At 68.8% G+C, this 25,869-nt stretch carries 28 protein-coding genes; 7 read left to right on the top strand and 21 right to left on the bottom strand.

Translation table 11 applies throughout. The features are described 5' to 3' along the window. Positions 1-2 precede the first annotated feature (2 nt). The 16 genes from ptsN to BOQ54_RS14390 form a co-directional block, all read right to left on the bottom strand. Positions 3-476: a PTS IIA-like nitrogen regulatory protein PtsN gene (gene ptsN / locus BOQ54_RS14460; protein ID WP_063185565.1), complete on the bottom strand. Its 474-nt coding sequence runs from the start codon at positions 474-476 to the stop codon at positions 3-5. A 58-nt stretch (positions 477-534) separates the two neighbouring features. Further along, positions 535-1,128: a ribosome hibernation-promoting factor, HPF/YfiA family gene (hpf, locus tag BOQ54_RS14455; protein ID WP_055457737.1), complete on the bottom strand. Its 594-nt coding sequence runs from the start codon at positions 1,126-1,128 to the stop codon at positions 535-537. A gap of 125 nt (positions 1,129-1,253) precedes the next feature. Continuing rightward, positions 1,254-2,801: an RNA polymerase factor sigma-54 gene (rpoN, locus tag BOQ54_RS14450; RefSeq protein ID WP_063185616.1), complete on the bottom strand. Its 1,548-nt coding sequence runs from the start codon at positions 2,799-2,801 to the stop codon at positions 1,254-1,256. A gap of 113 nt (positions 2,802-2,914) precedes the next feature. Next, entirely contained in the window at positions 2,915-3,808 is an 894-nt protein-coding gene (gene lptB, locus BOQ54_RS14445) for an LPS export ABC transporter ATP-binding protein (protein ID WP_082464669.1), read from the bottom strand. Positions 3,809-3,844: 36 nt separating this feature from the next. Next, entirely contained in the window at positions 3,845-4,462 is a 618-nt protein-coding gene (locus tag BOQ54_RS14440) for an LptA/OstA family protein (RefSeq protein WP_071924146.1), read from the bottom strand. Continuing rightward, a complete protein-coding gene (lptC, locus tag BOQ54_RS14435) occupies positions 4,459-5,187 on the bottom strand; it encodes an LPS export ABC transporter periplasmic protein LptC (protein ID WP_055457735.1) in 729 nt (242 codons plus the stop codon). The genes BOQ54_RS14440 and lptC overlap by 4 nt, the downstream gene beginning before the upstream one ends. Before the next feature lie 183 nt (positions 5,188-5,370). Further along, entirely contained in the window at positions 5,371-5,985 is a 615-nt protein-coding gene (locus BOQ54_RS14430; protein WP_055457734.1) for a ribonuclease D, read from the bottom strand. A 78-nt stretch (positions 5,986-6,063) separates the two neighbouring features. Then, positions 6,064-7,377 (bottom strand): alpha/beta hydrolase, encoded by a 1,314-nt coding sequence (locus BOQ54_RS14425; protein ID WP_055457733.1) that lies wholly within the window; start codon positions 7,375-7,377, stop codon positions 6,064-6,066. Positions 7,378-7,480: 103 nt separating this feature from the next. After that, a complete protein-coding gene (locus BOQ54_RS14420) occupies positions 7,481-7,765 on the bottom strand; it encodes a hypothetical protein (protein ID WP_071924145.1) in 285 nt (94 codons plus the stop codon). A gap of 9 nt (positions 7,766-7,774) precedes the next feature. Beyond that, the gene (locus BOQ54_RS14415) at positions 7,775-8,785 is read right to left on the bottom strand and encodes a WD40 repeat domain-containing protein (RefSeq protein WP_055457731.1); all 1,011 of its coding nucleotides are present in this window, start codon (positions 8,783-8,785) and stop codon (positions 7,775-7,777) included. Between the two features lie 193 nt (positions 8,786-8,978). Beyond that, complete coding sequence (locus BOQ54_RS14410; protein ID WP_063185557.1) at positions 8,979-10,019, bottom strand: CobW family GTP-binding protein; 1,041 nt, start codon at positions 10,017-10,019, stop codon at positions 8,979-8,981. Positions 10,020-10,162: 143 nt separating this feature from the next. Then, positions 10,163-11,134 carry a metal ABC transporter substrate-binding protein gene (locus BOQ54_RS14405; RefSeq protein ID WP_071924144.1) on the bottom strand — a complete coding sequence of 324 codons (972 nt, stop codon included), beginning with the start codon at positions 11,132-11,134 and terminating at the stop codon, positions 10,163-10,165. A gap of 39 nt (positions 11,135-11,173) precedes the next feature. Continuing rightward, positions 11,174-12,043 carry a metal ABC transporter permease gene (locus BOQ54_RS14400; RefSeq protein WP_063185553.1) on the bottom strand — a complete coding sequence of 290 codons (870 nt, stop codon included), beginning with the start codon at positions 12,041-12,043 and terminating at the stop codon, positions 11,174-11,176. Between the two features lie 6 nt (positions 12,044-12,049). Continuing rightward, positions 12,050-12,823 carry a zinc ABC transporter ATP-binding protein AztA gene (gene aztA / locus BOQ54_RS14395; RefSeq protein WP_071924143.1) on the bottom strand — a complete coding sequence of 258 codons (774 nt, stop codon included), beginning with the start codon at positions 12,821-12,823 and terminating at the stop codon, positions 12,050-12,052. A 4-nt stretch (positions 12,824-12,827) separates the two neighbouring features. Next, on the bottom strand, positions 12,828-12,983 hold the full coding sequence (locus tag BOQ54_RS20070; protein WP_157672312.1) for a hypothetical protein: 156 nt from the start codon (positions 12,981-12,983) through the stop codon (positions 12,828-12,830). Positions 12,984-13,159: 176 nt separating this feature from the next. Continuing rightward, entirely contained in the window at positions 13,160-14,743 is a 1,584-nt protein-coding gene (locus BOQ54_RS14390) for a glucan biosynthesis protein (RefSeq protein ID WP_055457726.1), read from the bottom strand. 258 nt (positions 14,744-15,001) lie between these two features. On the opposite strand from BOQ54_RS14390, the gene BOQ54_RS14385 reads away from it, so the two are divergent. The 3 genes from BOQ54_RS14385 (at position 15,002) to BOQ54_RS14375 (ending at position 18,874) form a co-directional block, all read left to right on the top strand. Further along, positions 15,002-15,964, top strand: a complete 963-nt coding sequence (locus tag BOQ54_RS14385; RefSeq protein ID WP_425349083.1) for a TAXI family TRAP transporter solute-binding subunit — start codon at positions 15,002-15,004, stop codon at positions 15,962-15,964. Between the two features lie 565 nt (positions 15,965-16,529). Continuing rightward, on the top strand, positions 16,530-18,503 hold the full coding sequence (locus BOQ54_RS14380) for a TRAP transporter permease (RefSeq protein ID WP_245280455.1): 1,974 nt from the start codon (positions 16,530-16,532) through the stop codon (positions 18,501-18,503). Further along, complete coding sequence (locus BOQ54_RS14375; protein WP_071924141.1) at positions 18,461-18,874, top strand: DUF1850 domain-containing protein; 414 nt, start codon at positions 18,461-18,463, stop codon at positions 18,872-18,874. The genes BOQ54_RS14380 and BOQ54_RS14375 overlap by 43 nt, the downstream gene beginning before the upstream one ends. 11 nt (positions 18,875-18,885) lie before the next feature. Here BOQ54_RS14375 and BOQ54_RS14370 read toward each other — a convergent pair whose 3' ends face one another. Then, the gene (locus tag BOQ54_RS14370) at positions 18,886-19,143 is read right to left on the bottom strand and encodes a hypothetical protein (RefSeq protein WP_186437990.1); all 258 of its coding nucleotides are present in this window, start codon (positions 19,141-19,143) and stop codon (positions 18,886-18,888) included. Between the two features lie 217 nt (positions 19,144-19,360). On the opposite strand from BOQ54_RS14370, the gene BOQ54_RS14365 reads away from it, so the two are divergent. Next, complete coding sequence (locus BOQ54_RS14365; RefSeq protein WP_055457723.1) at positions 19,361-20,083, top strand: DUF1045 domain-containing protein; 723 nt, start codon at positions 19,361-19,363, stop codon at positions 20,081-20,083. Positions 20,084-20,126: 43 nt separating this feature from the next. Here the strand turns inward: BOQ54_RS14365 and BOQ54_RS14360 are convergent, their stop codons facing one another. Together BOQ54_RS14360 and BOQ54_RS14355 are read right to left on the bottom strand one after the other, a co-directional pair. Continuing rightward, the gene (locus BOQ54_RS14360; RefSeq protein ID WP_071924520.1) at positions 20,127-21,671 is read right to left on the bottom strand and encodes a TRAP transporter large permease; all 1,545 of its coding nucleotides are present in this window, start codon (positions 21,669-21,671) and stop codon (positions 20,127-20,129) included. A gap of 29 nt (positions 21,672-21,700) precedes the next feature. Next, positions 21,701-22,237, bottom strand: a complete 537-nt coding sequence (locus tag BOQ54_RS14355) for a TRAP transporter small permease subunit (RefSeq protein ID WP_082464668.1) — start codon at positions 22,235-22,237, stop codon at positions 21,701-21,703. Positions 22,238-22,424: 187 nt separating this feature from the next. Here BOQ54_RS14355 and nthA point away from each other — a divergent pair, with 187 nt between their 5' ends. From nthA to BOQ54_RS14340, 3 genes are read left to right on the top strand one after another with little or no spacing between them, the layout of a single operon-like run. Next, positions 22,425-23,075 carry a nitrile hydratase subunit alpha gene (gene nthA, locus BOQ54_RS14350; RefSeq protein ID WP_071924140.1) on the top strand — a complete coding sequence of 217 codons (651 nt, stop codon included), beginning with the start codon at positions 22,425-22,427 and terminating at the stop codon, positions 23,073-23,075. After that, positions 23,072-23,737: a nitrile hydratase subunit beta gene (nthB, locus tag BOQ54_RS14345; protein WP_055457721.1), complete on the top strand. Its 666-nt coding sequence runs from the start codon at positions 23,072-23,074 to the stop codon at positions 23,735-23,737. Before nthA ends, nthB begins: the two co-directional genes overlap by 4 nt. After that, positions 23,734-24,120, top strand: coding sequence for a nitrile hydratase accessory protein (locus tag BOQ54_RS14340; RefSeq protein ID WP_071924139.1), 387 nt, complete (start codon positions 23,734-23,736; stop codon positions 24,118-24,120). The genes nthB and BOQ54_RS14340 overlap by 4 nt, the downstream gene beginning before the upstream one ends. A gap of 6 nt (positions 24,121-24,126) precedes the next feature. Here BOQ54_RS14340 and BOQ54_RS14335 read toward each other — a convergent pair whose 3' ends face one another. Both BOQ54_RS14335 and BOQ54_RS14330 read right to left on the bottom strand, forming a co-directional pair. Further along, the gene (locus BOQ54_RS14335; RefSeq protein ID WP_071924138.1) at positions 24,127-25,152 is read right to left on the bottom strand and encodes a nickel/cobalt transporter; all 1,026 of its coding nucleotides are present in this window, start codon (positions 25,150-25,152) and stop codon (positions 24,127-24,129) included. Beyond that, positions 25,149-25,799: a DUF1007 family protein gene (locus tag BOQ54_RS14330; RefSeq protein ID WP_245316225.1), complete on the bottom strand. Its 651-nt coding sequence runs from the start codon at positions 25,797-25,799 to the stop codon at positions 25,149-25,151. Before BOQ54_RS14330 ends, BOQ54_RS14335 begins: the two co-directional genes overlap by 4 nt. Positions 25,800-25,869 lie beyond the last annotated feature (70 nt).

Below are 25,869 nucleotides of genomic sequence, written 5' to 3'. Positions count from 1 at the left end.
AGCTATTCGCTCGGCTGGTGGGCGACGCTCGGCGCCTGGGTGAGGATGGCGAAGAGTGCCGCCGGGTCGCGGGTTGCGCGGATGCGCTCCAGCACGTCCGGCTCGCGCAGGATGCGGGCGACGCGCGCGAGCGCCTTGAGATGATCCGCACCCGCCGATTCGGGCGCGAGCAGCAGGAAAACGAGGTCGACCGGCTGGCCGTCGAGGGCCTCGAAGTCGATCGGCCGTTCGAGCCGCGCGAAGAGGCCAAACAGCCGGTCGATCCTGGCCGGCTTGCCATGCGGAATGGCAATGCCGTCGCCGATGCCGGTGGAGCCAAGGCGCTCGCGCTGGAGCAGCGTTTCGAAGATGTCGCGCTCGTCGAGGCCAGTCAGCTCGGCCGCATGCGCGGACAGCTCCTGAAGAGCCTGTTTCTTGCCGTTGACTTTGAGCGCCGGCAGGACGGCCTCAGGCGAAAGCAAATCGGTCAGAGCCATATCTCAACACGCGGGTGCGCGGCCATTGGGCTGGAAAGGTCCAGCCCGTCGGCACACGTCAGGCCTTGTCAGCGGTGCCGTCGGCCGGCGGATCGACCCAGCCGATGGTCCCATCGTGGCGCCGGTATACGACGTTCAGGCGTCCACTGCCAGCGTGTCGAAACACGACGACCGGCGCTCCGGTCAGATCGAGCTCGATCACCGCGTCGCTGACGGACAGCACATGCAGCTGTTTGGTCGATTCCGCCACGATGACCGGGTGGAAGTCCGGGCCGCTCTCGTCCTCCTCGTCACCCGGCGCTTCGAGTACATAGGCCGACATGTCCTGCGGAGCACCGTTGACCACGCCATTGGCCGCCTGACGGTCCTTGAGGCGGCGCTTGTAGCGCCGCAGCCGCTTCTCGATGCGCTCGGCGGTCTGGTCGAAGCTCAGATAGGCGTCATGCGCCATGCCGGAGGCCTCGAGCGTGATGCCCGAGGCGAGGTGAAGCACGCATTCGGTCCTGAAACCCGTCCCCTCCTTGGCGACCGTCACGTGGCCTGCGTGCCCGCCCTCGAAATATTTCGAGATGACACTGGCCACACGCTCCTCCACCTGGCCGCGCAATGCCTCGCCGATGTCGATGTTCTTGCCCGAAACCCGCAGCGTCATTGTTCTCTCCCTTTCTGGCGACCTTTTACGGTGCCACCTCGAGGGGCCCCTTTCGGCAGGTTGTCACAGTATGTCGTAGAAAGAGCGCCGGCCCAAGTCAACGCGGTCCGCCGCCGCGCCGGCTTTCATTGAGTGCCGCGACCTTGCGCGCGCTTCTGCCGGCGACGCTCGACGGAGGAGGGAATGCGTAAGGATTCCCGATATTTGGCCACCGTGCGGCGGGCGATGTCGATTCCCGCACCCTGGAGCTTCTGGACGATGGCGTCGTCGGACAGCACGTCGTCCGGCGGCTCGGCGTCGATCATTTGCTTGATCCGGTGGCGCACCGCCTCGGCCGCGTGCGCCTCGCCCCCCGGCGTGCCGGAGATGGCGGCGGAGAAGAAGTATTTCATCTCGAAGACACCGCGCCGCGTGCCGATGGACTTGTTCGACGTCACGCGCGAGACCGTCGATTCGTGCATGCCGATGGCATCCGCCACGGCCTTGAGGTTCAGCGGCCGCAGATGCTCGATGCCGTGGGCGAAAAAACCGTCCTGCTGGCGCACGATCTCGCTGGTGACCTTGAGGATGGTGCGCGCCCGCTGCTCGAGGCTGCGGGTCAGCCAGTTGGCGGTCTGCAGGCAATCGGCGATGAAGGTCTTGTCGGCCTCGCTGCGGGCGTCGCGCGAGACGCGGGCATGATAGGTCTGGTTGACGAGCACGCGCGGCAGCGCGGCCTCGTTGAGCTCGATCAGCCAGCTGCCGTCGGCCGCCTCGCGCACGAAGACGTCCGGCACCAGCGTCTGCGCCACGCCGCTGCCAAAGGCCCGGCCGGGCTTCGGGTCGAGCCGGCGCAACTCGGCGAGCATGTCTGTGAGGTCCTCGTCGTCGACGCCGCAAAGGCGCTTGAGGGCGGCGAGATCGCGCCGGGCGACCAGCGGCAGGTGGGCGACGAGCGCCTGCATCGCCGGATCGAACCGGTCCTGCTCCTTCAACTGGATGGCGAGGCATTCGGCGAGGCTGCGCGCGGCGATGCCGGAGGGTTCGAAAGTCTGGACGAGGGCGAGCACCTCCTCGACGCGCTCGTTCGTGGTGCCGAGCCGCGCGGCGATGGCCGCCGTGTCCTCGGCGAGATAGCCGGTCTCGTCGACGGCATCGATGAGATGGCGGCCGATGAGCCGCTCCGCGGGGTCGCTGGTCGCGACGAGCAACTGTGCCTCAAGGTGATCGTGCAGCGACAGGTCGGCGGCGAGCGTCGCCTCAAGGCTCGGCCCCTCGTCGTCGTCGAAGGAGCCGTGCCCGGTGCCGCTCCACAAGGAGGACGAGACCGGCAGCTGGTCCTCAGCCGCACGGACCTCGCGGGCCTTCGCCCCTCCTTCGTCCTGGAAGACGTTATCGAGGCGCGTGCCGAGGCCTGCCTCGATCGTGTCGCGCGAGACGGCGAGCTCGTCCTTGAACCACTGGCGCTCATCGTCAGCGCTGGCCGGCTCGGGGGCGGGCTCCGCCATCTCGGCCGGCCGCTCGCCATCGGCACCGTCGGCCCGTTCGAGCAGCGGGTTGCGTTCGAGCTCCGCCTCGACGTAGGCCACCAGTTCGTTGTGCGAGAACTGAAGCAGCTTGATCGCCTGCAGCAGCTGCGGCGTCATCACCAGGCTCTGGCCCTGGCGCAGCTCCAGTCGGTGCATCAAAGCCATGTTGCCGCCGCCGTCCCCAAACACCGCGCGCCTTCGGCACGCTTCTTGCTTGGATCACGGTTTTAGCGAGTGTCGCACCCTGCGTCAAAGGGACGGTGCGCCCGGCATCGCCTTCAGAGGTGAAAATCCTCGCCAAGGTAAAGACGACGCACGTCCGCATTGGCGACGATCTCGTCCGGACGGCCCTCCGTGAGGACTCGGCCAGAGTGGATGATATAGGCTCGGTCGATGAGGCCGAGCGTCTCGCGCACGTTGTGGTCGGTGATGAGCACGCCGATGCCCCGGCTGGTCAGGTGCCGCACGAGGTTCTGGATGTCGCCCACGGCGATGGGGTCGATGCCGGCGAAGGGCTCATCGAGCAGCATGAAGGATGGCTGGCCGGCAAGGGCACGCGCGATTTCGCAGCGCCGCCGTTCGCCGCCCGACAAAGCGATCGACGGCGACTTGCGCAGCCGGGTGATGTTGAATTCCTCCAGCAGCGCATCGAGCTCGCGCTCGCGCTCGCGCTTGTCGCGGATGACAACCTCCAATACGGCGCGGATGTTGTCCTCGACCGACAGGCCGCGGAAGATCGACGCCTCCTGCGGCAGGTAGCCGATGCCGAGGCGCGCCCGCCGGTACATGGGCAGATGGGTGATGTCGTGCCCGTCGAGCGTGATGGTGCCGCGATCGGAGGCGACGAGGCCCGTGATCATGTAGAAGATCGTGGTCTTGCCGGCGCCGTTGGGGCCGAGCAGGCCCACGGCTTCGCCATTGCGCACGTTAAGCGCCGCATCCTGCACCACGGTACGCCCGCGATAGCTCTTTTGCAGGCCACGCACGGAGAGAATGCCAGGACCGCCATAGGCAGCGTCCCCGTCGTGGGCGCCAGCCGCATAGAGAGGGGCGAAATCGTCAGGGGCCTGGGGCGCGCCGAAGGGGGGCACGCCACCGGCAAAGGTGTCGGCGGTCTCCAGCCCGTCCGGGCGGTGCGCGGCACCGGCATGGCGCTTCAGGGAGAATTTCACGTCTGTGGTCCGTTCTCGATCGGTGAGCGGTGCGGCTCAGCGGGGACGTGCCGGTTTCTGCGGCTCGTTGCCCCCGGGGACGAACACACCCTGCACGCGCCCGCCCGGCTTCGACTCGCACCGGGCGATGCTGGTGTTGAGGTCGTAGACGATGTGGTCGCACTGCTGCACGTTCTGACCCTGGCTGAGCGCGACCTTGCCGGTCAGGAACACGCGGTTGGCCTGACGGTCGAAGGTGGCGTTGTCGCCGGTCGCGGTCTGGTCCTTGGAGACCACTGTCACCGGCCCGGCGCAGTCGAGCTTCTTGATGTTGTTTTCCGCCGGCGTGCCCCCGGTCTGTCCAGCCGCCTGCTGCGCGGCACTGGCTTGGTTGCCGCCGGCCTGGCTGCCGCCCCGTGTAGCACTCTGGTCATAATGGACGACGAGCTGCGAGCAGCGCATGGTCGTGTCGCCCTGAACGGCGACGACGTTGCCCGAGAACACGGCGCGCTGCTCCTTGTCGAAGATCTCGAGCCGGTCGGCGTCGATCTTGATCGGGTCCTTGCTGTTGCCGAGCCCGCCGAAGGGCGATGCGCTCTCCTGCTGCTGGGCGAGGGCCGGGGCTGCCATCAGCGCAACGGCAAGGAGGGCGTGGGGCAGGAGCCTGATGGTCATGGACGATCTTCTCGGTTGGATCCGGTTTCGGCGCCGCCGGTCGGCGGCGGATCGGCTGCGGTGGGCTGGCGAGCCGCCTTGGTCTCGATCGTTGCCTGCACCCGTCCGGCGAAGGTGATGTGCTGCCCGTTGTCGGTCACGTCAAGCGTGTCGGCGGTAATGGTCGCGCCGGTAATGGTGACCTCGACCGGCTGTTTGGAGGTCACCGTGCCGGCCTTGAAATCGACGAAAGCCGACTTGAGTCGCGCATCGTAGCCGCGCTCGGTCGTGACCCGCACGTTTCCGTCGAGCGCGAGCTGTTCCTTCTGGGAATCATAGAGGCCACTGTCGGCGCTCAGATGCGCGCGGCCCTGGTCCTTCAGCGTGACGTGGCCGTCGATGGTGGCGAGTTCGATGAGGTTGGGCTTGCGCGTGTCCTGGGTGGCGGCCGAGGCGGTCAGCTCGTAGGGCTGGGTACCCTCGCGGAAGCCGCGCAGCTTGGGCGCGCTCATGGTGATCTTGGTGCCGGACAGGCTGACGGGGCCGAGCGACAGGCCGCCGATGGCGCCCAACGGGGCAAGCAGGCTGATGCCAACGATGGCGAGAACGGCGAGAAATGCGCCGACGGGAATCGCGCGCCGCAGAAAGCGCACACGGCCTGAATGACGCAGGGCGGCTCCATAGGCATCGCCACCGCGCGTGACGCGGCGGCCGGCCCTGTTAGACGACGACACCCCGACGGACATGTGACAGGTTCTCAACCTCGCATGGCGAACGCACGGATGGGCGGATCCTTCCTGCCCCGACAAGGCGCGCGATCGACGGCAATATCAAAACGCAAGATAACTCGGCATGCACGGCAATGCACGCCAAGGCAAGCCTCATGTAGTGATGCCGGCGCGCAAGGTCAAAGCCTCGAGCCAACCGGCTCACGAATGCGCGAAAATGTCGACCTCGGGCCAGCCCGCAAGATCGAGCCGCGCCCGCGTTGGCAGGAAGTTGAAACACTGGCGGGCGAGCTCCGAGCGGCCCTCGCGGGCAAGGAGCGCCTCGAGCTTGTCCCTCAATGCGTGGAGATGCAGGACGTCCGAGGCCGCATAGGCGAGCTGGGCCTCGCTCAAAGTCGGGGCGCCCCAGTCGGACGACTGCTGCTGTTTGGAAATCTCGATGCCGAGGAGTTCCCGCAGCACGTCCTTGAGGCCATGGCGGTCGGTGTAGGTGCGGGTGAGGCGCGAGGCGATCTTGGTGCAGAACACCGGACCCGGCATGACGCCGAGATAATGCTCGATGACGGCGAGGTCGAAACGAGCGTAGTGGAAGATCTTCAAGACCTTCTCGTCCGCGAGGAGGCGCGCGAGATTGTCGGGCCGCGGCCCTTCGGGGCGGATCTGGACGAGGTCCGCCGTGCCGTCGCCGCGTGACAGCTGCACCAGGCACAGCCGATCGCGCTGGGGCACGAGGCCGAGGGTTTCGGTGTCGACGGCCACGGCATCGCCGAAGTCGGCGTCGGCCGGCAGGTCGCCGATGTGCAGGCGGATCGTCATGTCGCAGCGTCCTTCTTTCACTTCGGGCTACCACCGCGCCTACGGCAGGGCAAGGGCCCGCGAGAACGATGGCGACGGTCAGGGCGACGGCCGTTCGGCCGCGGTGCCCTGCCGGCGGGCGGACATCTGCGGCACGAGGAGGGTGCCGGTCGCCTCGGCCGTGTCGGCGAGCGAGCCGCCGAGACGCTCGACATGCGCGCCGTAGTTACCGCGCGAGGTCTCGTCGAGGACCGAGACCGGCGCGCTGATGACGAGGCCGGCGGCGGTGCCGACCGAACTCGCTGCACCCGCGGTCAGCTGAATGATGCGGTCGCCGAGGCCGACGCGCTGGTCCGTCATCGTCTGGCCGGCGACGAGGCGCTGGCCGATGATCTGCACGACCTCCGGGCTCTGGGCGAACTTGCCGTGGTTGAGCCGGTCGCCTGTCTGCAGCTTGGTGAGATCGATGACGGTAATGCCGTCGCGCGGCAGGTCGGTGTGGTAGGGCTCCGCCTCGGGATTGATGGCGCCGAGCCGGGCCGAACTGCCCCAGACCCGGCGCGAGACAGCGAGGGCCCTGTCGTCCTGCGAGACGAAAAGGGTGACATTGGGGCGCGGTCTCGTGATGGCGGCGAGCTGGGTACGGAAGACGTCGACGTCGACGTCCGGTGCCGCCAGCATGACGTTGCGGATCTTCGAAGCCACGCGGCCGTTGCGGATGGCCATCTGACGCAGCGCCTCCAGCGTCACCCAGTTGCCCATGGAATGGGCGAGCACCGAGATCTCACCGACCGCCGGATCCCGGGCAAGCGCGGTCAGCAGGGTTTCCAGCGCGTCGCGGGAATAGGTGCTGCTCTCGCGGTCGTAGCCGTAGGCGAGGATGCTGGCGCGCGACGGCCAGGTGAACAGCACCGGCACAACGGGCGAGCCCGAATCGTGGACGATCTGGGCGAAGCGGAAGACCGCATCCTCGAAGCGGTTGTTGAAGCCGTGGATGAACACGAGCACGCGGCGTTTGGGCGTGCGCGCCACCGCCTTGTGGAACCAGTCGAGCGCGCCCTGGCGGTCAAGTCTGTCGGCCCGGAGCGTGACGAAGTCGGTTGCCGGGTTGCCGGGCACGCGGCTTGGCCACTGCACCTCGCCGACGGTGCGGGCGCTATCGGGCGGGATCGAGACGGTAATCCGGGCGAAGGCTGGGTCACGGCCCCGCTCGCCCGTGAACATCTCGGCAGGGGTCGCCCCGGCACTGCGGGTCGTTGCCACGATCATGTCGACCGTGGCGGCACCGGGCGCCCCGGTGGCAACCGGCACCAGTACACCCTTGGGTGGGCCGGCGCAGGCGGCGAGGCTCGTGCAGAGGAGAATGCCGGCCAACGGCTTCAGCCACCACACTCGCAAACCGCCGACGACCATCGCCAGACCGCTCCCCAACCCCGCCGGTCAAGACGGCCGGCGCGGCAGCTTTGCCCGGCAGGGCGGGAATGGCAAGGCACAACAAGGCAGATGACCGATCGTCTCAGAGCCGCGCGCCGGCGGCCGCCGTGTGCAGGTCGTCGTCCGTCACCGCGCCGGCGGCCTTGGCGATCTTGAGCGCCCGGGTCCTGCGGCCGGGCTCCATGATGAGGACGACAGTCTCGAGGCCCGGGCAGGCGGGATCGGCGCAGACGATCTCGTTCACGGCGACGGTCGCCTCGTCGGAGAGGCAGAGCACGATGCGGGCCCGCTCCTTCAGGGCGGCGAGTGCGACCCTGGCCCCGTCGTCGCCGTCCTTCCTGCCGAAGAGGCCGAGGCGCAGCGCCATGGCCCCTCCTCAGGGCAAAGTGAGGATGCCGGCCGCCCCCGCGGCCGTGCCGAAGGCGAGGCGCTTACCCTTGGCGTCCCAGGCGAGGGCTGTCACCGCCGCATCCTCCTGCGCTTCCACGCTCGCGCGGCGCACCAGCAGCTCCGTCGCGTCGGTGAGGCGGATGAGGAGGATGCAGCCATCCTCGTATCCGGCGGCGACGACGAGCGCACCGGGATGGAAGGCGACGCGCGAAACCTTGGCGTGGCGCACGCCGCATTCCCGCGGCGCGCGGCCCATCGGGCCGTCCTTATCGAAGGGCCAGACGATGACGGCATCGGCGCCGGAGGTGGCGAGCCAGTTGCCGTCGTGCGACCAGGAGAAGGAGCGCGTCTTGGCCGGATAGCCGGTCATGCGCATGTCGCGCCGGTCGGAGAGGCGCCAGCCGTGCAGGGCGTTCTCCTGCATGGAGGTGACGACGAAGCGCGCGTCCGGCGACCAGGTGACGCCGAGGTGCGAGCCCTTCCATTCGAGCTTTTCGGGCTCCGCGTCAGTGTTCGGGAACCAGAGGCTGACGCCGTTGTAGTGAGCGATGGCGAGGCGGTAGCCCTTCGGCGAGAACGCAAGGCCCTGGGCTGTCGAGGGTGCCTCGAAATGGCGCAGGCGGCCCCGGCCGTCACGCGCCGTGACGCGCTTGCCGGCGCTCCAGGCGAGGGTGCCGTCGCGACCGGCGACGATGGCGTCGATCCAGCGGCCCTTCTCGTCGCCGATCTCCTCCACCGTACCGTCGCCGGCGACGGCGACGATGCGGCCGTCGTCCCCGCCGGTCACGAGCCGCCGGCCGTCGCTCGTCGCGACGAGCGCGGCCCCGTCCGGATGGGCCGCGACGCGTTTCTGGTCGTCGCCGGCAACGAGCAGCGCCGCGCCGTCGGCCAGTGCGAATGCGGTGGTGCCGCCGAGCCAGGCGAGGGCGGTGACATGCGCGCCGGCAGCGAGATCGGCGACATGGTCGGTGAGGGAGGAGATCGTCGGAGCGGCCATGGGATGTTTATGATCGAGCGTCGGTCGGAGACTCCCCTCCCCCTTGCGGGGAGGGGGTAGGGGTGGGGGTCGCGACGCAAGAGCACGACCGCCTGCGTGCTGCTCCACCCCCCTCCCTACCCTCCTCCACAAGGGGGGAGGGGACAAGAGGAGTCGTTCGGCAAGCCGGGGGAGCGAGCAATGGCCCGCCGCGTCACGCCGTACAGGCCAGGAAGCCCTCGCGGATCGCCTCCTTGTCGAGGTTGCGGCCGATGAAGACGATCTTCGACCGGCGCTCCTCGCCGGGCTTCCACTCGCGCTGCAGGTCCCCGTCGAGGATCATGTGCACGCCCTGGAAGACGAAGCGGCGCGGCTCGTCGCGGAAGGCGAGGATGCCCTTGGAACGCAGGATGTTCGGGCCTTCGCGCTGCACGAGGTCGTTGACCCACGGCAGGAACTTGTCGGGATCGACCTCGCCGTCGATGGTCAGCGCCACCGACTGCATGTCCTCGTCGTGATAGTGCTTCAGCCCGCCGTGATGGTGGTGATGATCATGGTCGCAGTCCGGACCGCAGGCATGGTCGTGGTCATGATCGTGGTGGTGGCCGTCGTCCTCGAGGAAGGCGGGCTCGAGCTCGAGCACGCGCTCCAGGTCGAAGGCGTTGCGGCCGAGCACCTGCGAGATGTCGACGGCGGCGCGCTCTGCCTTGTGCAGCATCGCGTAGGGGTTGATGGCGCGGATGCGGCCTTCCACCTCGGCCAGTTCCTCGGGCGACACGAGATCGATCTTGTTGAGGATGATGACGTCGGCGAAGGCGATCTGGTTCTTCGCTTCCGGCGCATCCTTCAGCCGGTCGGTCAGCCACTTGGCGTCGGCGACGGTGACGACGGCGTCGAGCTTCGTCTTGTCGGAGACGTCCTGGTCCATGAAGAAGGTCTGGGCCACGGGCGCCGGATCGGCGAGGCCGGTCGTCTCGACGATGATGGCGTCGAACTTGCCCTTGCGCTTCATCAGCCCGTCGAGGATGCGGATGAGGTCGCCGCGCACGGTGCAGCAGATGCAGCCGTTGTTCATCTCGAACACTTCCTCGTCCGCGCCGACGACGAGGTCGTTGTCGATGCCGACTTCGCCGAATTCATTGACGATGACGGCGAAGCGCTGGCCGTGCGGTTCCGTGAGGATGCGGTTGAGCAGCGTCGTCTTGCCGGCGCCGAGATAGCCGGTGAGGACGGTGACGGGAATCTTGTCGGCCATAGATGGGCTCCAAGGGACGCCGGGCGCGGCCCGATCCTGACGGATCCTGCCGCGCGGGCGTGATCAGACCTCGCGAAAGGCGGCGCCCCGGATGCGGGGCTTTTCACCCCCTCCTAGCACCGCCGCCGGGCCGCCGTCGACCGTCACCGGGCGAGGGCGGCGTTCAGCGCCTTTATATTGTGCTGCATCATGGCGATGTAAGTCCCCGCCGCGCCGTTTTCATCCGACAGGGCATCCGAGTAGAGGCGGCCGCCGATCTTGGCGCCGGTTTCCTTGGCGATGCGCTCGACGAGGCGCGGGTCGGTGACGTTCTCGAGGAAGACGGCGGGGATCTTGTCGCGTTTGATCTGGCGGATGATGCGGCCGACGTCGCGGGCCGAGGCTTCCGCATCGGTCGAGACGCCCTGGGGGGCGATGAAGGTGAGGCCGTAGGCCCGCGCGAAATAGCCGAACGCGTCGTGCGAGGTGATGACCTTACGGCGGTCGCGCGGGATGGCCTCGACCGCCGCCTTGACCTCGGCCTCGAGCGCATCGAGTCTGGCGAGATAGGCCTCGGCGTTGGCGGCATAAGCATCCTTGCCCGCCGGATCGGCGGCGACGAGTGCGTCGCGGATCGCCGCGACATATAGCTTCGCATTGGCCACATCCTGCCAGGCGTGCGGGTCCAGCCCGCCGTGCTCGTGGGCGTGCTTCTCGTCATGATCGTCGGCACGGCTGTGGGCGTGTTCATGCCCGTGGCCGTCGTTCTCCATTTCCAGCGGCGTCACTCGGGCCGCGGCCTCGACGATGGTGGCCCTGGTGCCGGAGGCCTGTACCAGGCGGTCGATCCAGCCTTCGAACTTGAGGCCATTGACGAAGATCACTCTGGCCTCGGCGAGGTTGCGGGCATCAGCGGGCGAGGGCGAATAGACATGCGCGTCGCCGTTAGGCCCGACAAGCACGGTCAGGTCGATGCGCTCGCCGCCGACCTCGCGGACGAGATCGCCCAGGATGGAGAAGGTGGCGACGACCCTCGTCTTCGAGGGCGCCTCGGCCGGTTGCGCCAAGGCAGCAGGAGCGAGTGGCAGCGCCATGACGGCGAAAAGTGCTGATATAACGTTGCGTCTGGTGCGCATGGTCTATCCTCCAGCGTCCGCCGCGGGGCGGCGGTGATTTCAGGCTTCGAGATGTCGTCCTGGCACGAGGCGCCACAGGAGGCCGTCGACTGGGCCGACGAGGAGCGAGGCAATATAGGCGCCGCCGGCGACAAGGATGATGGACGGGCCCGCCGGCAGGCCGGTGTGGTAGGACAGGATGAGCCCGGCCGCGCCGGACAGCATGCCGACGAGGGTGGAGACGCCGATCATCACCGTGATGTCACCGCTCCAGAAGCGGGCGCTCGCGGCCGGCAGCATCATCATGCCGACGGCGAGCAGGGTGCCGAGGGCGTGAAAGCCGCCGACGAGATTGATGACGACGAGGGCGAGGAATGCGAGATGCGCGGCGGCTCCCGCGCGGCTCACCGAGCGCAGGAAGCCCGGATCGACGCATTCCAGCACCAGCGGCCGGTAGAGGAGCGCGAGGGCGCCGAGGGTGACGGTGGCGATGCCGGCGACGAGCAGGAGCGTCGCGTCGTCGAGGGCGAGCACCGTGCCGAAGAGGACGTGCAGCAGGTCGACGTTGGAGCCGCGCAGCGAGACGAGCGTCACGCCGAGCGCGAGCGAGATGAGATAGAAGGCGGCGAGGGCCGCGTCCTCCTTCAGCGCCGTCGTGCGTGCGACGAGGCCGGCGGCGAGTGCCACCGCGAAGCCGGCGGCGAGCCCGCCGATGGTCATCGCCGGCAGCGACAGGCCGTAGAGGAGGAAGCCGACGGCGGCGCCGGGCAGGATGGCGTGAGCCATCGCGTCGCCCGTCAGGCTCATGCGCCGGAGCATCAGGAAGACGCCGACCGGGCCGCCCGACAAGGCAAGGGCGGTGGCGCCGACGAGGGCGCGGCGCATGAAATCGAACGCGACGAAGGGCTCGATGAGAAGGTCGTAGAGCATCGCCGCTCAGGCCGCGTCGCGTGCGCAGACCGGCGCATGCGTGTCGAAGGCCTCGACGAGGCGGCGGGCCCGCAGCAGGTTCTCGGCCGTCAGCACTTCGTCCGTCTCGCCCCAGGCCACCGGCTCGCGGGCCAGCAGGAGGGTGCGCGGGAAAGCCTGACGGACCATCTCCATGTCATGCAGCACGGCGACGACCGTGCGCCCCTCGTCGTGCCAGCGGCGCACGAGGGCGAGAAGGTCCGCCGTGGTGCGGGCGTCGATGGCGGTGAAGGGCTCGTCGAGCAGTATGATGTCGGCATCCTGCAGCAGGAGGCGGGCAAAGAGCGCCCGCTGCATCTGCCCGCCCGAGAGCGTGCCGATGGTGCGCTTCTCGAAGCCGGTGAGGCCGACGGCGGCGAGCGCCTCCTCGATCTGCACCCGGTCCTTGCGGCCGATGCTGCCGAAAAGGCCGGCGCGGCTCCACAGCCCGACGCAGACGAGGTCGTAGACGGTGATGGGGAAGCTGCGGTCGATGTCGGCCGCCTGCGGCAGATAGGCGATGCGCGCCTTCGCCCCGCGCGGCCTGCCGAGCGACAGGCGGATATGGCCGGACAACGGCGGCAGCGCCCCCACGATGCCCTTGAGCAGGGTGGACTTGCCGGCGCCGTTCGGCCCGACGACAGCCGTCAGGCTGCCGCTCGCCAAGGCGCCGTCGAGATGGTGCACGGCCGGGTGCCGGTCGTAGCCGAGCGTCAGGTTCTCGAAGCGGATGGCGTCGCTCGCGCGCGTGGCATCGGTCATGGGCTCAATCCAGCACGGACAGGACGGCGATCCATAGCAGCACGAGCACCGCACCCGCGCCGGCAAGGCGCGTCAGCGCCGACATGCGCAGCAGTGACAGGGTCGGCTGCACCGCTTCGGTATGGTGATGATGGTGGCGATGCGCGTGCGAATGCGTCATGACCATTGAATTAGATGTTCTACTATAACATTGCAAGCACGCAGGGCCGCGTCAGGGCGCCGCCGGGGAATGTTCCGGGATCTGCCGGTCCCGACACATCCTCGTGGCTCGCTTCGCATTCCGCTTCGCTGCTTGCGCGGGGACCGAGGTTGTGTGGCGGCGGGCCCCGCTGCTGCTCAAAACGGGTGGTACTGGTAGAGCCACGTCTCGGTCAGCACTTGGTCGCCGAGTTTCAGGAAGCAGCGCATCTCGACCGGCTCGGTGCCCTCGACGGTGAGGTCGAATTGCACGCGCCAGTGGCCGGGCACGTCGTTGGGCAGGGCCTCGGTGAGGATGTAGGAGAAGCTGCCGCGCGAGGCCCAGAGCACGGGTTCCGGCTGCTCGCCGAAGGGGATGGTCGCGAGCGGCGGGCCGCGGAACTCGAGCATGAACTTGCGCACGCCTGCCGGGCGCGGCTGGCCCGGCTGGCCGCCGTTGCCGAGGCGCGTGGCGACGCAGCGGCCGAGGGCCGTCGGGAAGGGCTCGTCGGCGAGCCAGTGCAGGCGGTAGGAGATGTCGTGGCGCGTGCCCGCCTTCGCGGGCTCGCGCGGCACCCACATGGCCACGATGTTGTCGTGGATCTCGTCGTCCGTCGGGATCTCGATGAGCTCGACGGCGCCCTTGCCCCAGTCGCCCTTCGGCTCCACCCAAAGGCTCGGCCGCCGGTCGTAGAAGACGCCGTCGAGATAGTGGTCGAAGGCGCGGTCGCGCTGCAGGAGGCCGAAGCCGCGCGGGTTCTCGTCCTGGAAGGCGGAGGCGATGGTGCGCGGCGGGTTGTTGAGGGGCCGCCAGATGTGCTCGCCTGCGCCGGTCCACAAGGCAAGACCGTCGGAATCGTGGATCTCCGGCCGCCAGTCGACGGCCGTCGGCTTCACCGTCTCCGAGTACCAGTACATCGACGTGAGGGGCGCCAAGCCGAAGCGAGTGACATCGCTGCGCAGGAAGAGCGTGCTGTCGATATCCATCAGCACGCCCTCACCGCGCTGCATGACGAAGCGGTAGGCGCCGCAGATGCTCGGCCCGTCCAGCAGGCAGCAGACCGTGACCGTGTCGCTGCCGTCCGCCGGCGTGTCGAAATAGACATGCGTGAAGGCGGGAAATTCCTCGGGCTTGCCGGCGACCGCTACGTCGAGCGCGATGCCGCGCGCCGACAGGCCGTACTGGTAGAGGGCGCCGATGGCGCGGAAATAGGAGGCACCGAGGAAGGCCACCCAATCGTTACCGCGCCAGTTGCGCTTCGGGTCGGTGCCGAATCGGCTTTCCTGGAAGCGGAAGCCCGCGAATCCCGAGCCGGCCGGCAGTTCATGCGCCGGGCTGTCCGCCGGCATGTCGAAATAGCGCTCGTCGTAGACGATCTCTCGCGCCTTGCCGTTGGCGACGACATGCATGCGCACCGGGCTCTGGAAGTAGCGGCCGAGGTGGAAGAAAGTGACGGGGAACTGGCCGGGCCCATCGGCGAAGAGCGCATAGTCCGGCTTGAAGCGGATCTTGCCGTGGGCGTCGTAGTCGATGCGCTCGAGAATTTCGGAGGGAGGTGCCGGCGGGGCCTTGTAGGGGCGCTTGGCCATCGCTTCGGCCCGCGCTACGAGCCCCTCGAAGGAGAACGGCGCCTCGTTGCCGAACTTCAGGCCCTGGGCTGCGAGGGCGGCAGGGGCGAAGCCCGTTGCCGCAAGGCCGGCAGTGGCGGCAGCGGAAGCAAGAAGCATACGTCTGTCGATCATGCGTCGGGCGCTCGTTGTGTGGCGTCGTGGGTCGGGCTCTCAGGCCATGTGGTGCCGCCGCTCCACCTTGTCATCCCCGCAAGGCGGCAACGGCATCATCGGGTTATCGCGGGGAAGATGGCGGGGGAATGGCGAAAACCGTGCGCTTGCGGCGCGGAAGACTTGAGCTTGCAGCCGTCGCCATGGATAACTCTCAGCCCCGATAGGGCGCGGCACTGCGATGTCGAGCCCGCTCAACGCATTCCGGGAGGAGGGAAGATGCGTCGCTTCATGAAGACGATGACTGCAGGAGCTGCGGCACTCACGGCCGTGCTGATGGCTTCGAGCCTGCCGGCCCGCTCGGCCGAGTTCATCAACGTGCTCACCGGTGGCACCTCGGGCGTGTACTATCCGCTCGGCGTCGCCCTGTCGAAGATCTATGCGGAGAAGATCCCGGACACCCGGCCGTCGGTGCAGGCGACCAAGGCCTCGGTCGAGAACCTCAACCTGCTGCAGCAGGGCAAGGGCGAAATCGCCTTCGCGCTCGGTGACAGCGTCAAGCTGGCCTGGGAAGGCGACACGGAAGCCGGCTTCAAGGGCAAGCTCGACAAGCTGCGCGGCGTCACCGCGATCTATCCCAATTTCATCCAGATCGTCGCGTCCAAGGAATCGGGCATCAAGACCCTGGCTGACCTCAAGGGCAAGCGCCTGTCGGTCGGCGCGCCGAAGTCGGGCACCGAGCTCAACGCCCGTGCCATCCTGGAGGCGGCCGGGCTCGGTTACAACGATCTCGGCAAGGTGGAGTACCTGCCCTTCGCCGAATCGGTCGAGCTGATGAAGAACCGCCAGCTCGACGCCACGCTGCAGTCGGCCGGCCTCGGCGTCGCCTCCATCCGCGACCTTGCCGCTTCGGTCGACATCACGGTCGTGGAGATTCCGGCCGACGTGGTCGAGAAGGTCGGTGCGCCCTATATCGCCGGCACGATCCCGGCGGGCACCTACAACGGCCAGACGGGTGACGTGCCGACCGCGGCGGTCGTCAACTTTCTCGTCACCCGCGCCGATGTCTCCGACGATCTCGTCTATGCGATGACGAAGACAATCTACGAGAACCTCGACCAGCTCGCGGCGGCCCACAGCGCAGCCAAGTCGATCAAGCTCGAGAATGCCCTCGGCGGTATGCCGGTGCCGCTGCACCCGGGCGCGGAGCGCTTCTTCAAGGAGAAGGGCGTGTCTCAATAAGCCGTCCGACGGACGGCTCGGCAGAAAAGCGGGCCTTGCGCCCGCTTTTTTCATGGCGGTTTTCATGACTGTGCCCCTGCCCTCCGCGCGGCGGCGATATTCGCGTACGGCATTGGGGCCTTGCAAATTCAGCATGAGTAGTGTTGAGACGGCGCACGCAAACCGGCAGGCGTGGGTCATGTCGGGAAGAAAGATGCTGGCGCTCTCCCAAGGCCGCGGCACGCGCCGCGAACGGGGGTGGGCGCTTCGCTTCGGGGAGTAGACAATGGCAGAAACGGCTGGCCGCGAGGCCGCAGCGACGGTAAATGTCGAGCACGGCATGCCCGACGGGTTCGGTGCCGGTGCGACGGCCAGGATCCTCTTCTGGGTCGCGGTTGCGTTTTCTTTCTTCCAGATCGTCACAGCCTTCGGCATCCCGCTCGACCGCGATTTCCTGCCGGGCGTCGACCTCATCGTCGTCACCGGCGCCGTCTTCGCCCTGTGGGCCGTGAAGATCGCGGTCGATGCCGCGCGCGGCCGCCCGGTCGCCGAGGCGCTCTATGCCTTCGTGCCGCTCGCTCTGACGATGGTGCTGCTGTCGCGATTCGGCGGCGGCGTGCCGAGCCAGATCGTGCGCACGATCCACGTCGGCTTTCTCTGCCTCGTCGCCGGTGGCCTGCTTGCCATGCACCGCTCGCAGACCCCCTGGGGCCGCGCGATCGCCTGGGCGCTCGGCATCGGCGGCTTCCTCGTCGGGCTCTACCACTGGGTCTTCTACTTCGACCTCGTGGTGCGCGCGGGCGAACTCATCCCGTCGGACTTCGTTGTCGGCATTGCCGCCATCGTCATCCTGTTCGTTCTCGTGTGGCGCGTGATGGGGCCAGCCCTGCCGATCGTGGCGGGGATTTTTCTCGGCTATTGCCTTTTCGGCAACTACCTGCCGGCGCCGTTCGACCATCGCGGTTACACGCTGGAGCAGGTGATCGAGCACATGTCCTTCGGCACCGAGGGGCTCTATGCGGTGCCGACGGCCGTGTCGGCAACCTACATCTTCCTGTTCATCCTGTTCGGCTCCTTCCTGGAGCGGGCGGGGATGATCCAGCTCTTCACGGACGTGGCGATGGGGCTCTTCGGCGGTGCCCGGGGCGGCCCGGCCAAGGTGTCCGTCTTCTCCTCCGCACTGATGGGGACCATCTCCGGCTCTGGCGTCGCCAATGTCGTCTCGACGGGGCAGTTCACCATCCCGCTCATGAAGCGCTTCGGCTACCGGGCGGCCTTCGCTGGCGGTGTCGAGGCGACGGCTTCCATGGGCGGGCAGATCATGCCGCCAGTCATGGGCGCGGTCGCCTTCATCATGGCAGAGACTATCGGCGTGCCCTATGCCGAGGTGGTGCAGGCTGCCATCGTGCCTGCGGTCCTCTACTTCGCCTCGGCCTTCTGGGCCGTGCACCTGGAAGCCGGGCGCTGCGGCCTCACCGGCATGCCGAGGTCGGAGTTGCCGAATGCTCTCACGGCCTTCACGACGAAGTGGTACCTGGTGCTGCCGCTGGCGGTGCTCGTCTACCTCCTCTTTGCCGGCTACACGCCCCTGTTCTCCGGTTCGGTCGGACTCGCCCTCACGGTGGTGCTCATTCTCGGCGCGGCGGTCGCGGCTGGGCTGGCGCACGAGGCGATGCGCGTCGTGTTCTGGGTCGGCCTCGGTCTTCTCGCCGCGACTTTCCTGATCTGGGGCGTCCTCGTCATCCTCGGCCTCGTCGCCGTGCTCGTCATCGCCAGCCTCTTCGTGCGCGGCGGCGTCGAGACGTTGGCGGCGTGCCGCGACGCGCTCGCCGAGGGGGCGCGCCAGGCGCTGCCCGTGGGCCTCGCCTGCGCCGTCGTTGGCATCGTCATCGGCACGATGACGCTGACGGGAATCGGCACAATCTTCGGCAACTGGGTCGTCTCCATCGGCAAGGGCTCGCTCGCGCTGTCGCTGGTGCTGACGATGTTCGTCAGCCTGCTGCTCGGCATGGGCATCCCGACGATCCCGAACTACATCATCACATCGTCGCTGGCGGCCCCGGCGCTGCTCGACCTCGGCGTGCCGCTGATCGTCAGCCACATGTTCGTGTTCTACTTCGGCATCATGGCGGATCTGACGCCGCCGGTGGCGCTCGCTGCCTTCGCGGCCGCTCCGATAGCGAAGGAGAACGGCTTCCGCATCGGCTTTCAGGCGCTGCGCATCGCGCTGCCGGGCTTTGTCATCCCCTACATGGCGGTCTACGATCCAGCGCTGATGCTACAGCCGGTCGCTGGCCTCTCGGGCGCCGCCTACTGGCTGGATGTCAGCTACATGATCTTCAAGACCGGCCTCGCCATCGGCCTGTGGGGCATCGCTTCCATCGGCTACCTCTGGTCGCCGCTGCAGACATGGGAGCGCGTCGTCGCGACCATCGCCGCGCTGTCGCTCTTCGCGGCTTTGTCGATGACCGACGAGATCGGCTTCGCGCTCGCAGCCGTGGTGCTCGGCTGGCACTGGTGGCGCACGCGCCGCGGCGCACGGCCGGCCTCGGCCGCGTGAGCGGCCTGTGCCTCGCGGCGGCGGGGCTCGTCGTGCATCTCGGCACGGCCACCCTGACGCTCGGCTGGACCCATTCGGTGGAAAAGACCGTCTGGGAGGAGGACTGGCGGCTGACGGAGCAGGGCCTCGCCATTGCCGAGGCGCGCGTCAAGGGCTCCGGCGCGGGCATGGACCCGGGGCCGGATGCCCGGCTGATCGACGGCTTCTGGCGCTGGACACCATCGCTGCCGCCGCAGGACACGGTCGTCATGCGGCGCTCGCAGGCGGTGGCGGACTGGTATCTCTGCGTGGAAGGGCTATGCAGGCCGCTCGAGCGGCTCGTGCCGCAGGCAGCGGATCCGGTGACGCTGCGGGCGTGCGACCGACCCTGATCGGGCCTTGATCAAGCCTTGTGGCCGCCCGCCCCGTGGGCGCCTTCGGCCCGGGAGGCCTGTCGCATGAAGCCGACCATCGCCCAAAGGCCGACGAGGGCGAAGAGCCCCATCAGCACATAGCCTACGGTCTGGCCGAGCTCGAAGATGCCGGCAATGGCCCAGCCGGCCGCGATGGCGACGGCGAACACCTCGGTGCCGACGAGCACGGCCACGCTGATGAGCGTGACGAGGGTGCGGGAGGTGCGGGCCTTCTGCGCTTCAGCCACTTCTGTCTTCCCCGTGCCGCGCGGCGGCTTCATGGTGACGTCACGGTCTTGGCACTACAGCATGGTGGCGGCGAAAGGCAAGAGGCCTTGGCCTTCGGCCTCGTCGGGGGCGGCTGGCGAAAAAGCCCCGGCCGCTCTATGGCTTGTCGGCTGCGTTCGATCGCAGGCGCGGCCGAGTCGCTCCCTCACCGCGACCATTCTCCAAACGAGTGGTGAAATGTCATCCAACGGTTCGCGTTACGCCATCTATTTCGCGCCCCATTCCGACGATCCGCTGTGGCGCTTCGGCTCCGGCATCCTCGGCTATGACGGGGCGACGGGCGAGGAGGTGCCGCAGATCGTCCCGCGCGGCCTCGATGCGGAGGCCTTCCACAGGCTGACGGAGGAGCCGCGGCGCTATGCCTTCCACGCCACGCTGAAGGCGCCGTTCCGCCTGGCCGAGGGCCAGGCCGAGAGCGACCTCATCGCGGCTCTCGTCGACTTCGCCGAGGCGCGGTCGGCTTTCACCCTGCCGCGCCTCATCCTGACGGCCATCGGCCGGCGGCCGGCGGAAGGCGCCTTCCTCGCGCTCGTCGAGGCCCGGCCATCCGCGGAGCTCGCGCAGCTGGAGCGGGCGCTCGTCCCCGCCTTCGAGCCTTTCCGCGCACCAGCGAACGGCGACGAGATCGCCAAGCGCCGGCCGGAGACGCTCTCCGAACGCCAGCGGCAGCATCTCGAGACCTACGGCTACCCTTATGTGCTCGAGGAATTCCGCTTCCACATGACGCTGACCGGGCGCGTGCCGCGCGAGGACGTGGCGCGCACCGAGGCGGCGCTCGCCCTCGCCTATGCGGAGCACGTGCCGCCGGCGGACGTCCTCGTCGATGCGCTCGCCCTCTGCCGGCAGGACGGGCCGGGCGAGCGCTTCCGCATCGTCGGCCGCGCTGCCCTCGGCGCTTAGAGCCGGATCCGATCGGGTTGAATCAAGCCGATCAGTCCGGACTCTAGCCGTAGAGCGCCCGCGGGAGGGCCGTGGCAAGGGCGGGGAACAGCCACAGGATGGCGAGCACGGCGAGCTGGATGGCAACGAAGGGCGCGACGCCCCTGTAGATATCCGCTGTACGCACCTCTGGCGGGGCGACGCCGCGCAGGTAGAACAGCGTCGGCCCGAAGGGCGGGGTGAGGAACGAGGTCTGCAGGTTCACCGCCATCATCACGCCGAGCCAGACGGGATCGATGCCCTCCATCTGCAGGAGCGCGGGGGCGACGATCGGCACGACGACGAAGACGATCTCGAGAAAGTCGAGGAAGAAGCCGAGGAAGAACATCACGGCCATGACGAGGAGCACCGCTCCCGCCGGGCCGCCCGGCATGGCCGAGAGGGCATCCTTGACGAGGTCCTCGCCGCCGAGGCCGCGGAAGACGAGGCTGAACAGCGTCGCGCCGATGAGGATGGCGAAGATCATCGCCGTCACGTCGGTCGTGGCGCGGGCGATGGTCTTGAAGAGCCCGTCTGCGGCCAGTCGCCAGAGGGCGTGGAGGAGGCCTGCCGCGACGAGCGCACACAGCGCCGCTGCCAAGAGGATGCCGGCGGACTGGCCCGCCGTCACGACCTCGCGCCCGAGGCGCAGATCGACGAAGGCGGTGAGGACGAGCAGAGCGAGCAGCGCGGCGGCGGTGGAGCGCGCGATGAAGGCGCTTCTGCGCCCGCGTCGGTCGGCCGCGATCAGGATGGCGCCGACCGCGCCGACGGCCGCCGCCTCCGTCGGTGTCGCCACGCCGCCGAGGATCGAGCCGAGCACGGCGACGATGAGCGCCACCGTCGGCACGACAGCGCGCACGACGGTTGCGACCGGCGAAGGGCCGAGGTCGCGGGCCTCCGCCGGCAGGGCCGGCGTAAGCGCGGGCCGCAGCCAGGCGACGAGCACCTGATAGAGCACGTAGAGCAGGACGAGCAGCAGGCCGGGAACGACCGCGCCGGCGAAGAGGTCGCCGACCGACACGGTCTCCGGCGCGAAGTTGCCGAGCGCGAGCTGGGCGCTCTGATAGGCCGTGCCGAGTTGGTCGCCGAGCACGACGAGCACGATGGACGGCGGGATGATCTGGCCGAGCGTGCCGGCGGCCGCGACGGAGCCCGCTGCCAGCGAGCGCGAATAGCCGTGGCGCAGCATCGGCGGCAGGGCCATCAGCCCCATGGTGACGACGGTGGCGCCGACGACGCCGGTCGTCGCGGCAAGAAGCGCGCCGACCAGGAAGATCGAGAGGCCGAGCCCGCCGCGCGCGGCGCCGAACAGGCGGGCGCAGGTGTCGATCAGCTCCTCCGCGACGCGCGAGCGCTCCAGCACCACGCCCATCAGCACGAAGAGCGGGATGGCGACCAGCACGTCGTTGGTCATGATGCCGTAGATGCGCTGGGGAAATGCCTGCAGGAAGGCATAGGGCATCGCCCCGGTCATCAGGCCGATGGCGAAGAAGACGAGCGCGCAGCCTGCGAGCGCGAAAGCGACGGGAAAGCCGGTGAGGAGCAGCGCGAAGGCGCTGCCGAACATGGCAAGGCCGAGGATGTCGTGGAGCACGCTCAACGCTCCCTGCCGGCTGCGAGCGCGGCGAGCGCCTTGAGCGCCATGGCGATGCCCTCGACGGCAAGAAGCACGGCAAAGGCGGGGATCAGGGTCTTGAGCAGGTAGACGAAGGGCAGGCCGCTCGTCTCGCGCGAGCCTTCGAGGATCGCCCAGGAGCGCGCGACATAGGGCAGGGCGACGTCGAAGGTCAGCAGCGCCAGCGGCACGACGAAAAGAAGCGCCCCGAAGAGGTCGACGAGCGCGCGCGAACGGGGGCCGAGCCGGCTGTAGACCACATCCACGCGCACGTGCCCGTCCCGCGCCAGCACGGCGCCCGAGGCCAGCATGAAGGTGGCGGCATGCAGGTAGATGACGCTCTCCTGCAGGGCGATGAAGCCGATGCCGAAGACGTAGCGCATGAGCACGACGGCGAATTCGACGACCACCATCAGGATGGCGCACCAGGACACGATGTTGCCGATGGCGAGGACCGGCATCTCGAGCGCGACGGCGAGGCGTGCGGGCAGTGGGCGTTCGGGCTGGGCGTTCGGCACGGGAACTCTCGTGCGGCAGGGGGCGGGACTTGAAGGCGAGGGACTAGGGGGGAAGCGGTCGCGGGTCAATCACCAACACGGGGGAAAGGCGGCGCGTGGGAAGGGGAGGCAGGACCGGAACGGGCTCGCTCCCCCGGCGAGCGGGCGCTATGATCGCCGCCGATCCTGCCCTTCGGTGCGAGGCGCCATGCACGAGCATTCCCACGGCCATCACCACGATGATCGCGACCACGATCACGAGGGCAGCGAGCTCTCGCCCATGGCGTTGCGCGTCAGGGCGCTGGAATCGATTTTGGTCGAGAAGGGCTATGTCGATCCCGCCGCGCTAGACGTGCTGATTGATACCTATGAGACGAAGATCGGCCCGCGCAACGGCGCGCGGGTGGTCGCCAAGGCCTGGGTGGACGAGGAGTACCGTGCCTGGCTGCGCACGGATGCGACGGCGGCCATTCATTCGCTCGGCTTCACCGGCCGCCAGGGCGAGCACATGGTCGCCGTCGAGAACACGGTGGAGGAGCACAACCTCGTCGTCTGCACGCTGTGCTCCTGCTATCCGTGGCCGGTACTGGGCCTGCCGCCGATCTGGTACAAGTCGGCGCCCTACCGCTCGCGCGCGGTCATCGACCCGCGCGGCGTGCTGGCCGATTTCGGCATCACCCTGCCCGCGGCGACGCGTATCCGCGTGTGGGATTCGACGGCCGAGACGCGCTATCTCGTCATCCCCATGCGCCCGGCCGGCACCGAGGGCTGGGACGAGGAGGCGCTGGCGCGGCTCGTGACACGCGATTCGATGATCGGAACGGGCCTGGCCCGCACACCCGAAGAGGGGCGGGCATGAACGGCGCGCAGGACCTCGGCGGTATGATGGGCTTCGGCCCGGTGGAGCCGGAGCCGGAGGACGTGCGCTTCCACGCTCCCTGGGAGAAGCGGGCGCTCGCCGTCACCCTCGCCGCCGGCGCGATGGGCGAATGGAACATCGATGCGAGCCGCCATGCGCGCGAGACGCTCCCCCCGGCCGATTATCTGTCGTCGAGCTATTACGAGATCTGGATCAAGGGGCTGGAGAAGCTGCTGCTCGCCCGCGGGCTGGTGACGGCGGAAGAGCTGGCGGCCGGCCGGGCGCTGGCGCCGGGCGATCCCGGCCAGCGCGTGCTGAAGGCCGCGGACGTGCCCACCGTGCTCGCGCGGGGCACGCAGTACGACCGGCCGGCTGAGGCGCCCGCCCGCTTCGCGGTGGGCGAGCGGGTGCGCACGAAGGTGATGCACCCTACCGGCCACACGCGCCTGCCGCGCTATGCCCGCGGCAAGGTCGGAATCATCGCGCGCGTCAACGGCGTCTTCGTCTTTCCCGACACCCACGCGCACGGGAAGGGCGAGTGCCCGCAATGGCTCTACACCGTTGCCTTCTCGGGGGCCGAACTGTGGGGCGCGGACGGCGATGCGACGCTCACCGTCTCGATCGACGCCTGGGAGAGCTATCTCGAAGGAGCGGCGGCATGAGCGCGGCGGATACACTGCTCGATGCCGTCTGCAGCATCACGCCAGTGGCGCGGGACGCGGACGGGCCCGTATTCCGCGAGCCTTGGGAGGCTGAGGCCTTCGCCATCGCGGTGGCACTCAACGAGGCAGGGCTCTTCACCTGGCGCGAATGGGCCGAGGCGCTGTCGCGGGCGATCCGCCGCGCGCAGGCGGCGGGCGATCCCGACCTCGGCGACAGCTATTACCACCATTGGCTCGCGGCGCTGGAGAGGCTCGTCGCCGAGAAGGGCGTCGCCGCGCCCGAGGCGCTTGCCGAGCGCTGCGCCGCCTGGGACAGGGCCGCACGGGCGACGCCGCACGGACGGCCCATCCTGCTCGAAAACGATCCGCTGGCCCCGGCGTGAGGCCGTTCAGCTTGGCGCGGCGCCGGCCCACAGGCCTGCGAGGAGGGCAAGGCCGAGCACGAGGACGAAGGCTCCGGCAAGGACCTCGAGCCCCCCGACGATGCGCGCGCCCGTGAGGCCGCGCCCGCCTGCGAGCCGCAGCGCGAGTGCCTTGGCGAAGACGGCGAGGGCCGCGAGTGCCCCCGTCGTCAGGGCCGTGCCGAGCGCCATGGCGAGCGTCGCGGCGACGCCGGCGGCGAAGAGGCCTTGCGACAGGGCGAAGACGAGGACGATGAGCGCCCCCGAACAGGGGCGGATGCCGGCGGCGAGGGCGATGCCCGCCATCTCGCGCCAGTCGCGCATCCGGTCGAGCGCCTCCGGCGGGGGGATGTGCACGTGGCCGCAGTCGTCGTCGCAGGATGCGGCACCGGCCTGCGGCAGGCCGATGGCGACGAAGCGGCCCGCCTTGCGCCACAGCACGGCGGCTCCCATGAGGGCGACCGCGGCGAAGCTCGCGAGCTCCACGAGGCGCGCGGTTTCGTTGATGGAGCGCGCGGTGGCATTGAGCGCGAGGGCGAGCACGGCGATGAGGGCGATGGCGACCAGCGCCTGCACGAGAGCGGCGGCGAAGCTGAGGCCGACGCCCCGCTTCAGCGAGCGGCCGCTGGCGACGATATAGCCGGAGATGACGCCCTTACCGTGGCCCGGACCCGCGGCATGGAAGACGCCATAGGCGAAGCCGATGGCGACGAGGCTCCAGAAGGCGGCGCCATCCTGTTTCATCGCCTGAACGGCGGCGGTGAGCTGGCGGTAGTACTGGCTCTGGACGGCGAGGATAAAGGCGCCGAAACCCGTCGGCTCCGGCGCGGCCTCGCGCAGCCCGGTGCCGAAGGGGTTGCGCGCCGGCGGCGCCGGTGTCGCGCTCCCCTGCAGGAGGTGGGCGATGAGCGCGAGCACGCCGGTGACCACCGCCACTGCGATGATTGCAACGACGAGCCGGCGCGCCACGAGACGCGGCCCTGCCGTCGCTCCTGCCAGACCGACGCTCGTCACGGGCAGGCCACGAGCACGCGGTTGGCGAAATCGGCCCCGAAGGTCGAGTTCGCGCTGAGGTTCTCGAAGAAACTCTCCGACAATTCCTGCATCTTGGCGGGGTCAGGCGTCTTCGGGCGGGTGACATTGGTCTTGCAGCCGCTCGGGCCGTCGGCGAGCCGCACGGCGTCATCGCCCTCCGCCATGGCGAAGGAGACGAAATAGGTCGGGTCGTAGACTTCGAGCGACAGCAGCTTGTCCGCACGCGCGGGCTTCGCTGTGGGCAGCGTGAAGGTGAGCGTCAGGGCGCCGTTGTCATAGGTGAGACCGTAGTCCCTGGGGTCGGCGAAGGCGACCTTGGCGCCGTTCGCCTTGGCGACTGTGAAGTAGCCGTACTCATTGAGGGATTCGACATTGACCTGGGCGAGCTCCTTGAGCTCGTCGGGCGAAATCTTGCCGTCGCCGTCCTTGTCGAGGCCCTGCACGGCGAAGGCCGAATAGGCCGCGTCGAAGGTCCAGACGTGGCGCACGCCCATCATCTCCCCCTTGCCGTCGTAGAGCACCTCGCTGCGCGCCGTTACCCAGACATGCGGATGGGCGGCGGCGGGTGCGGCGGCGAGCGCCGTCATTAAGGCCGCTGTGATCGCGGCGGCAGGGCGTTTGATCATCGGGGTCATGTCGCCGTCATTTCATCCGAGCGAGCGCAACGCGTTCCGTCCAGCCTCGGCCGACAGGGTT

This window comes from Chelatococcus daeguensis (assembly GCF_001887265.1).
GTDB lineage: Bacteria > Pseudomonadota > Alphaproteobacteria > Rhizobiales > Beijerinckiaceae > Chelatococcus_A > Chelatococcus_A sambhunathii.
This window is presented reverse-complemented; position numbering and strand designations above follow the sequence as displayed.

Excerpts from the sequence above, each read along its gene's own strand:
- rpoN (WP_063185616.1), bottom strand. The coding sequence starts at position 2,801 with ATGGCTTTGATGCACCGACTGGAGCTGCGCCAGGGCCAGAGCCTGGTG.
- aztA (WP_071924143.1), bottom strand. The coding sequence starts at position 12,823 with ATGACCGATGCCACGCGCGCGAGCGACGCCATCCGCTTCGAGAACCTG.
- BOQ54_RS14440 (WP_071924146.1), bottom strand. The coding sequence starts at position 4,462 with ATGACCATCAGGCTCCTGCCCCACGCCCTCCTTGCCGTTGCGCTGATG.
- BOQ54_RS14365 (WP_055457723.1), top strand. The coding sequence starts at position 19,361 with ATGTCATCCAACGGTTCGCGTTACGCCATCTATTTCGCGCCCCATTCC.
- nthB (WP_055457721.1), top strand. The coding sequence starts at position 23,072 with ATGAACGGCGCGCAGGACCTCGGCGGTATGATGGGCTTCGGCCCGGTG.
- BOQ54_RS20070 (WP_157672312.1), bottom strand. The coding sequence starts at position 12,983 with ATGACGCATTCGCACGCGCATCGCCACCATCATCACCATACCGAAGCG.
- BOQ54_RS14360 (WP_071924520.1), bottom strand. The coding sequence starts at position 21,671 with ATGTTCGGCAGCGCCTTCGCGCTGCTCCTCACCGGCTTTCCCGTCGCT.
- BOQ54_RS14380 (WP_245280455.1), top strand. The coding sequence starts at position 16,530 with ATGGTGCTGCTGTCGCGATTCGGCGGCGGCGTGCCGAGCCAGATCGTG.
- BOQ54_RS14400 (WP_063185553.1), bottom strand. The coding sequence starts at position 12,043 with ATGCTCTACGACCTTCTCATCGAGCCCTTCGTCGCGTTCGATTTCATG.
- lptC (WP_055457735.1), bottom strand. The coding sequence starts at position 5,187 with ATGTCCGTCGGGGTGTCGTCGTCTAACAGGGCCGGCCGCCGCGTCACG.
- BOQ54_RS14420 (WP_071924145.1), bottom strand. The coding sequence starts at position 7,765 with ATGGCGCTGCGCCTCGGCCTCTTCGGCAGGAAGGACGGCGACGACGGG.
- BOQ54_RS14415 (WP_055457731.1), bottom strand. The coding sequence starts at position 8,785 with ATGGCCGCTCCGACGATCTCCTCCCTCACCGACCATGTCGCCGATCTC.
- nthA (WP_071924140.1), top strand. The coding sequence starts at position 22,425 with ATGCACGAGCATTCCCACGGCCATCACCACGATGATCGCGACCACGAT.
- BOQ54_RS14390 (WP_055457726.1), bottom strand. The coding sequence starts at position 14,743 with ATGATCGACAGACGTATGCTTCTTGCTTCCGCTGCCGCCACTGCCGGC.
- BOQ54_RS14330 (WP_245316225.1), bottom strand. The coding sequence starts at position 25,799 with ATGATCAAACGCCCTGCCGCCGCGATCACAGCGGCCTTAATGACGGCG.
- BOQ54_RS14430 (WP_055457734.1), bottom strand. The coding sequence starts at position 5,985 with ATGACGATCCGCCTGCACATCGGCGACCTGCCGGCCGACGCCGACTTC.
- BOQ54_RS14405 (WP_071924144.1), bottom strand. The coding sequence starts at position 11,134 with ATGCGCACCAGACGCAACGTTATATCAGCACTTTTCGCCGTCATGGCG.
- hpf (WP_055457737.1), bottom strand. The coding sequence starts at position 1,128 with ATGACGCTGCGGGTTTCGGGCAAGAACATCGACATCGGCGAGGCATTG.
- BOQ54_RS14340 (WP_071924139.1), top strand. The coding sequence starts at position 23,734 with ATGAGCGCGGCGGATACACTGCTCGATGCCGTCTGCAGCATCACGCCA.
- ptsN (WP_063185565.1), bottom strand. The coding sequence starts at position 476 with ATGGCTCTGACCGATTTGCTTTCGCCTGAGGCCGTCCTGCCGGCGCTC.
- BOQ54_RS14410 (WP_063185557.1), bottom strand. The coding sequence starts at position 10,019 with ATGGCCGACAAGATTCCCGTCACCGTCCTCACCGGCTATCTCGGCGCC.
- BOQ54_RS14385 (WP_425349083.1), top strand. The coding sequence starts at position 15,002 with ATGCGTCGCTTCATGAAGACGATGACTGCAGGAGCTGCGGCACTCACG.
- BOQ54_RS14425 (WP_055457733.1), bottom strand. The coding sequence starts at position 7,377 with ATGGTCGTCGGCGGTTTGCGAGTGTGGTGGCTGAAGCCGTTGGCCGGC.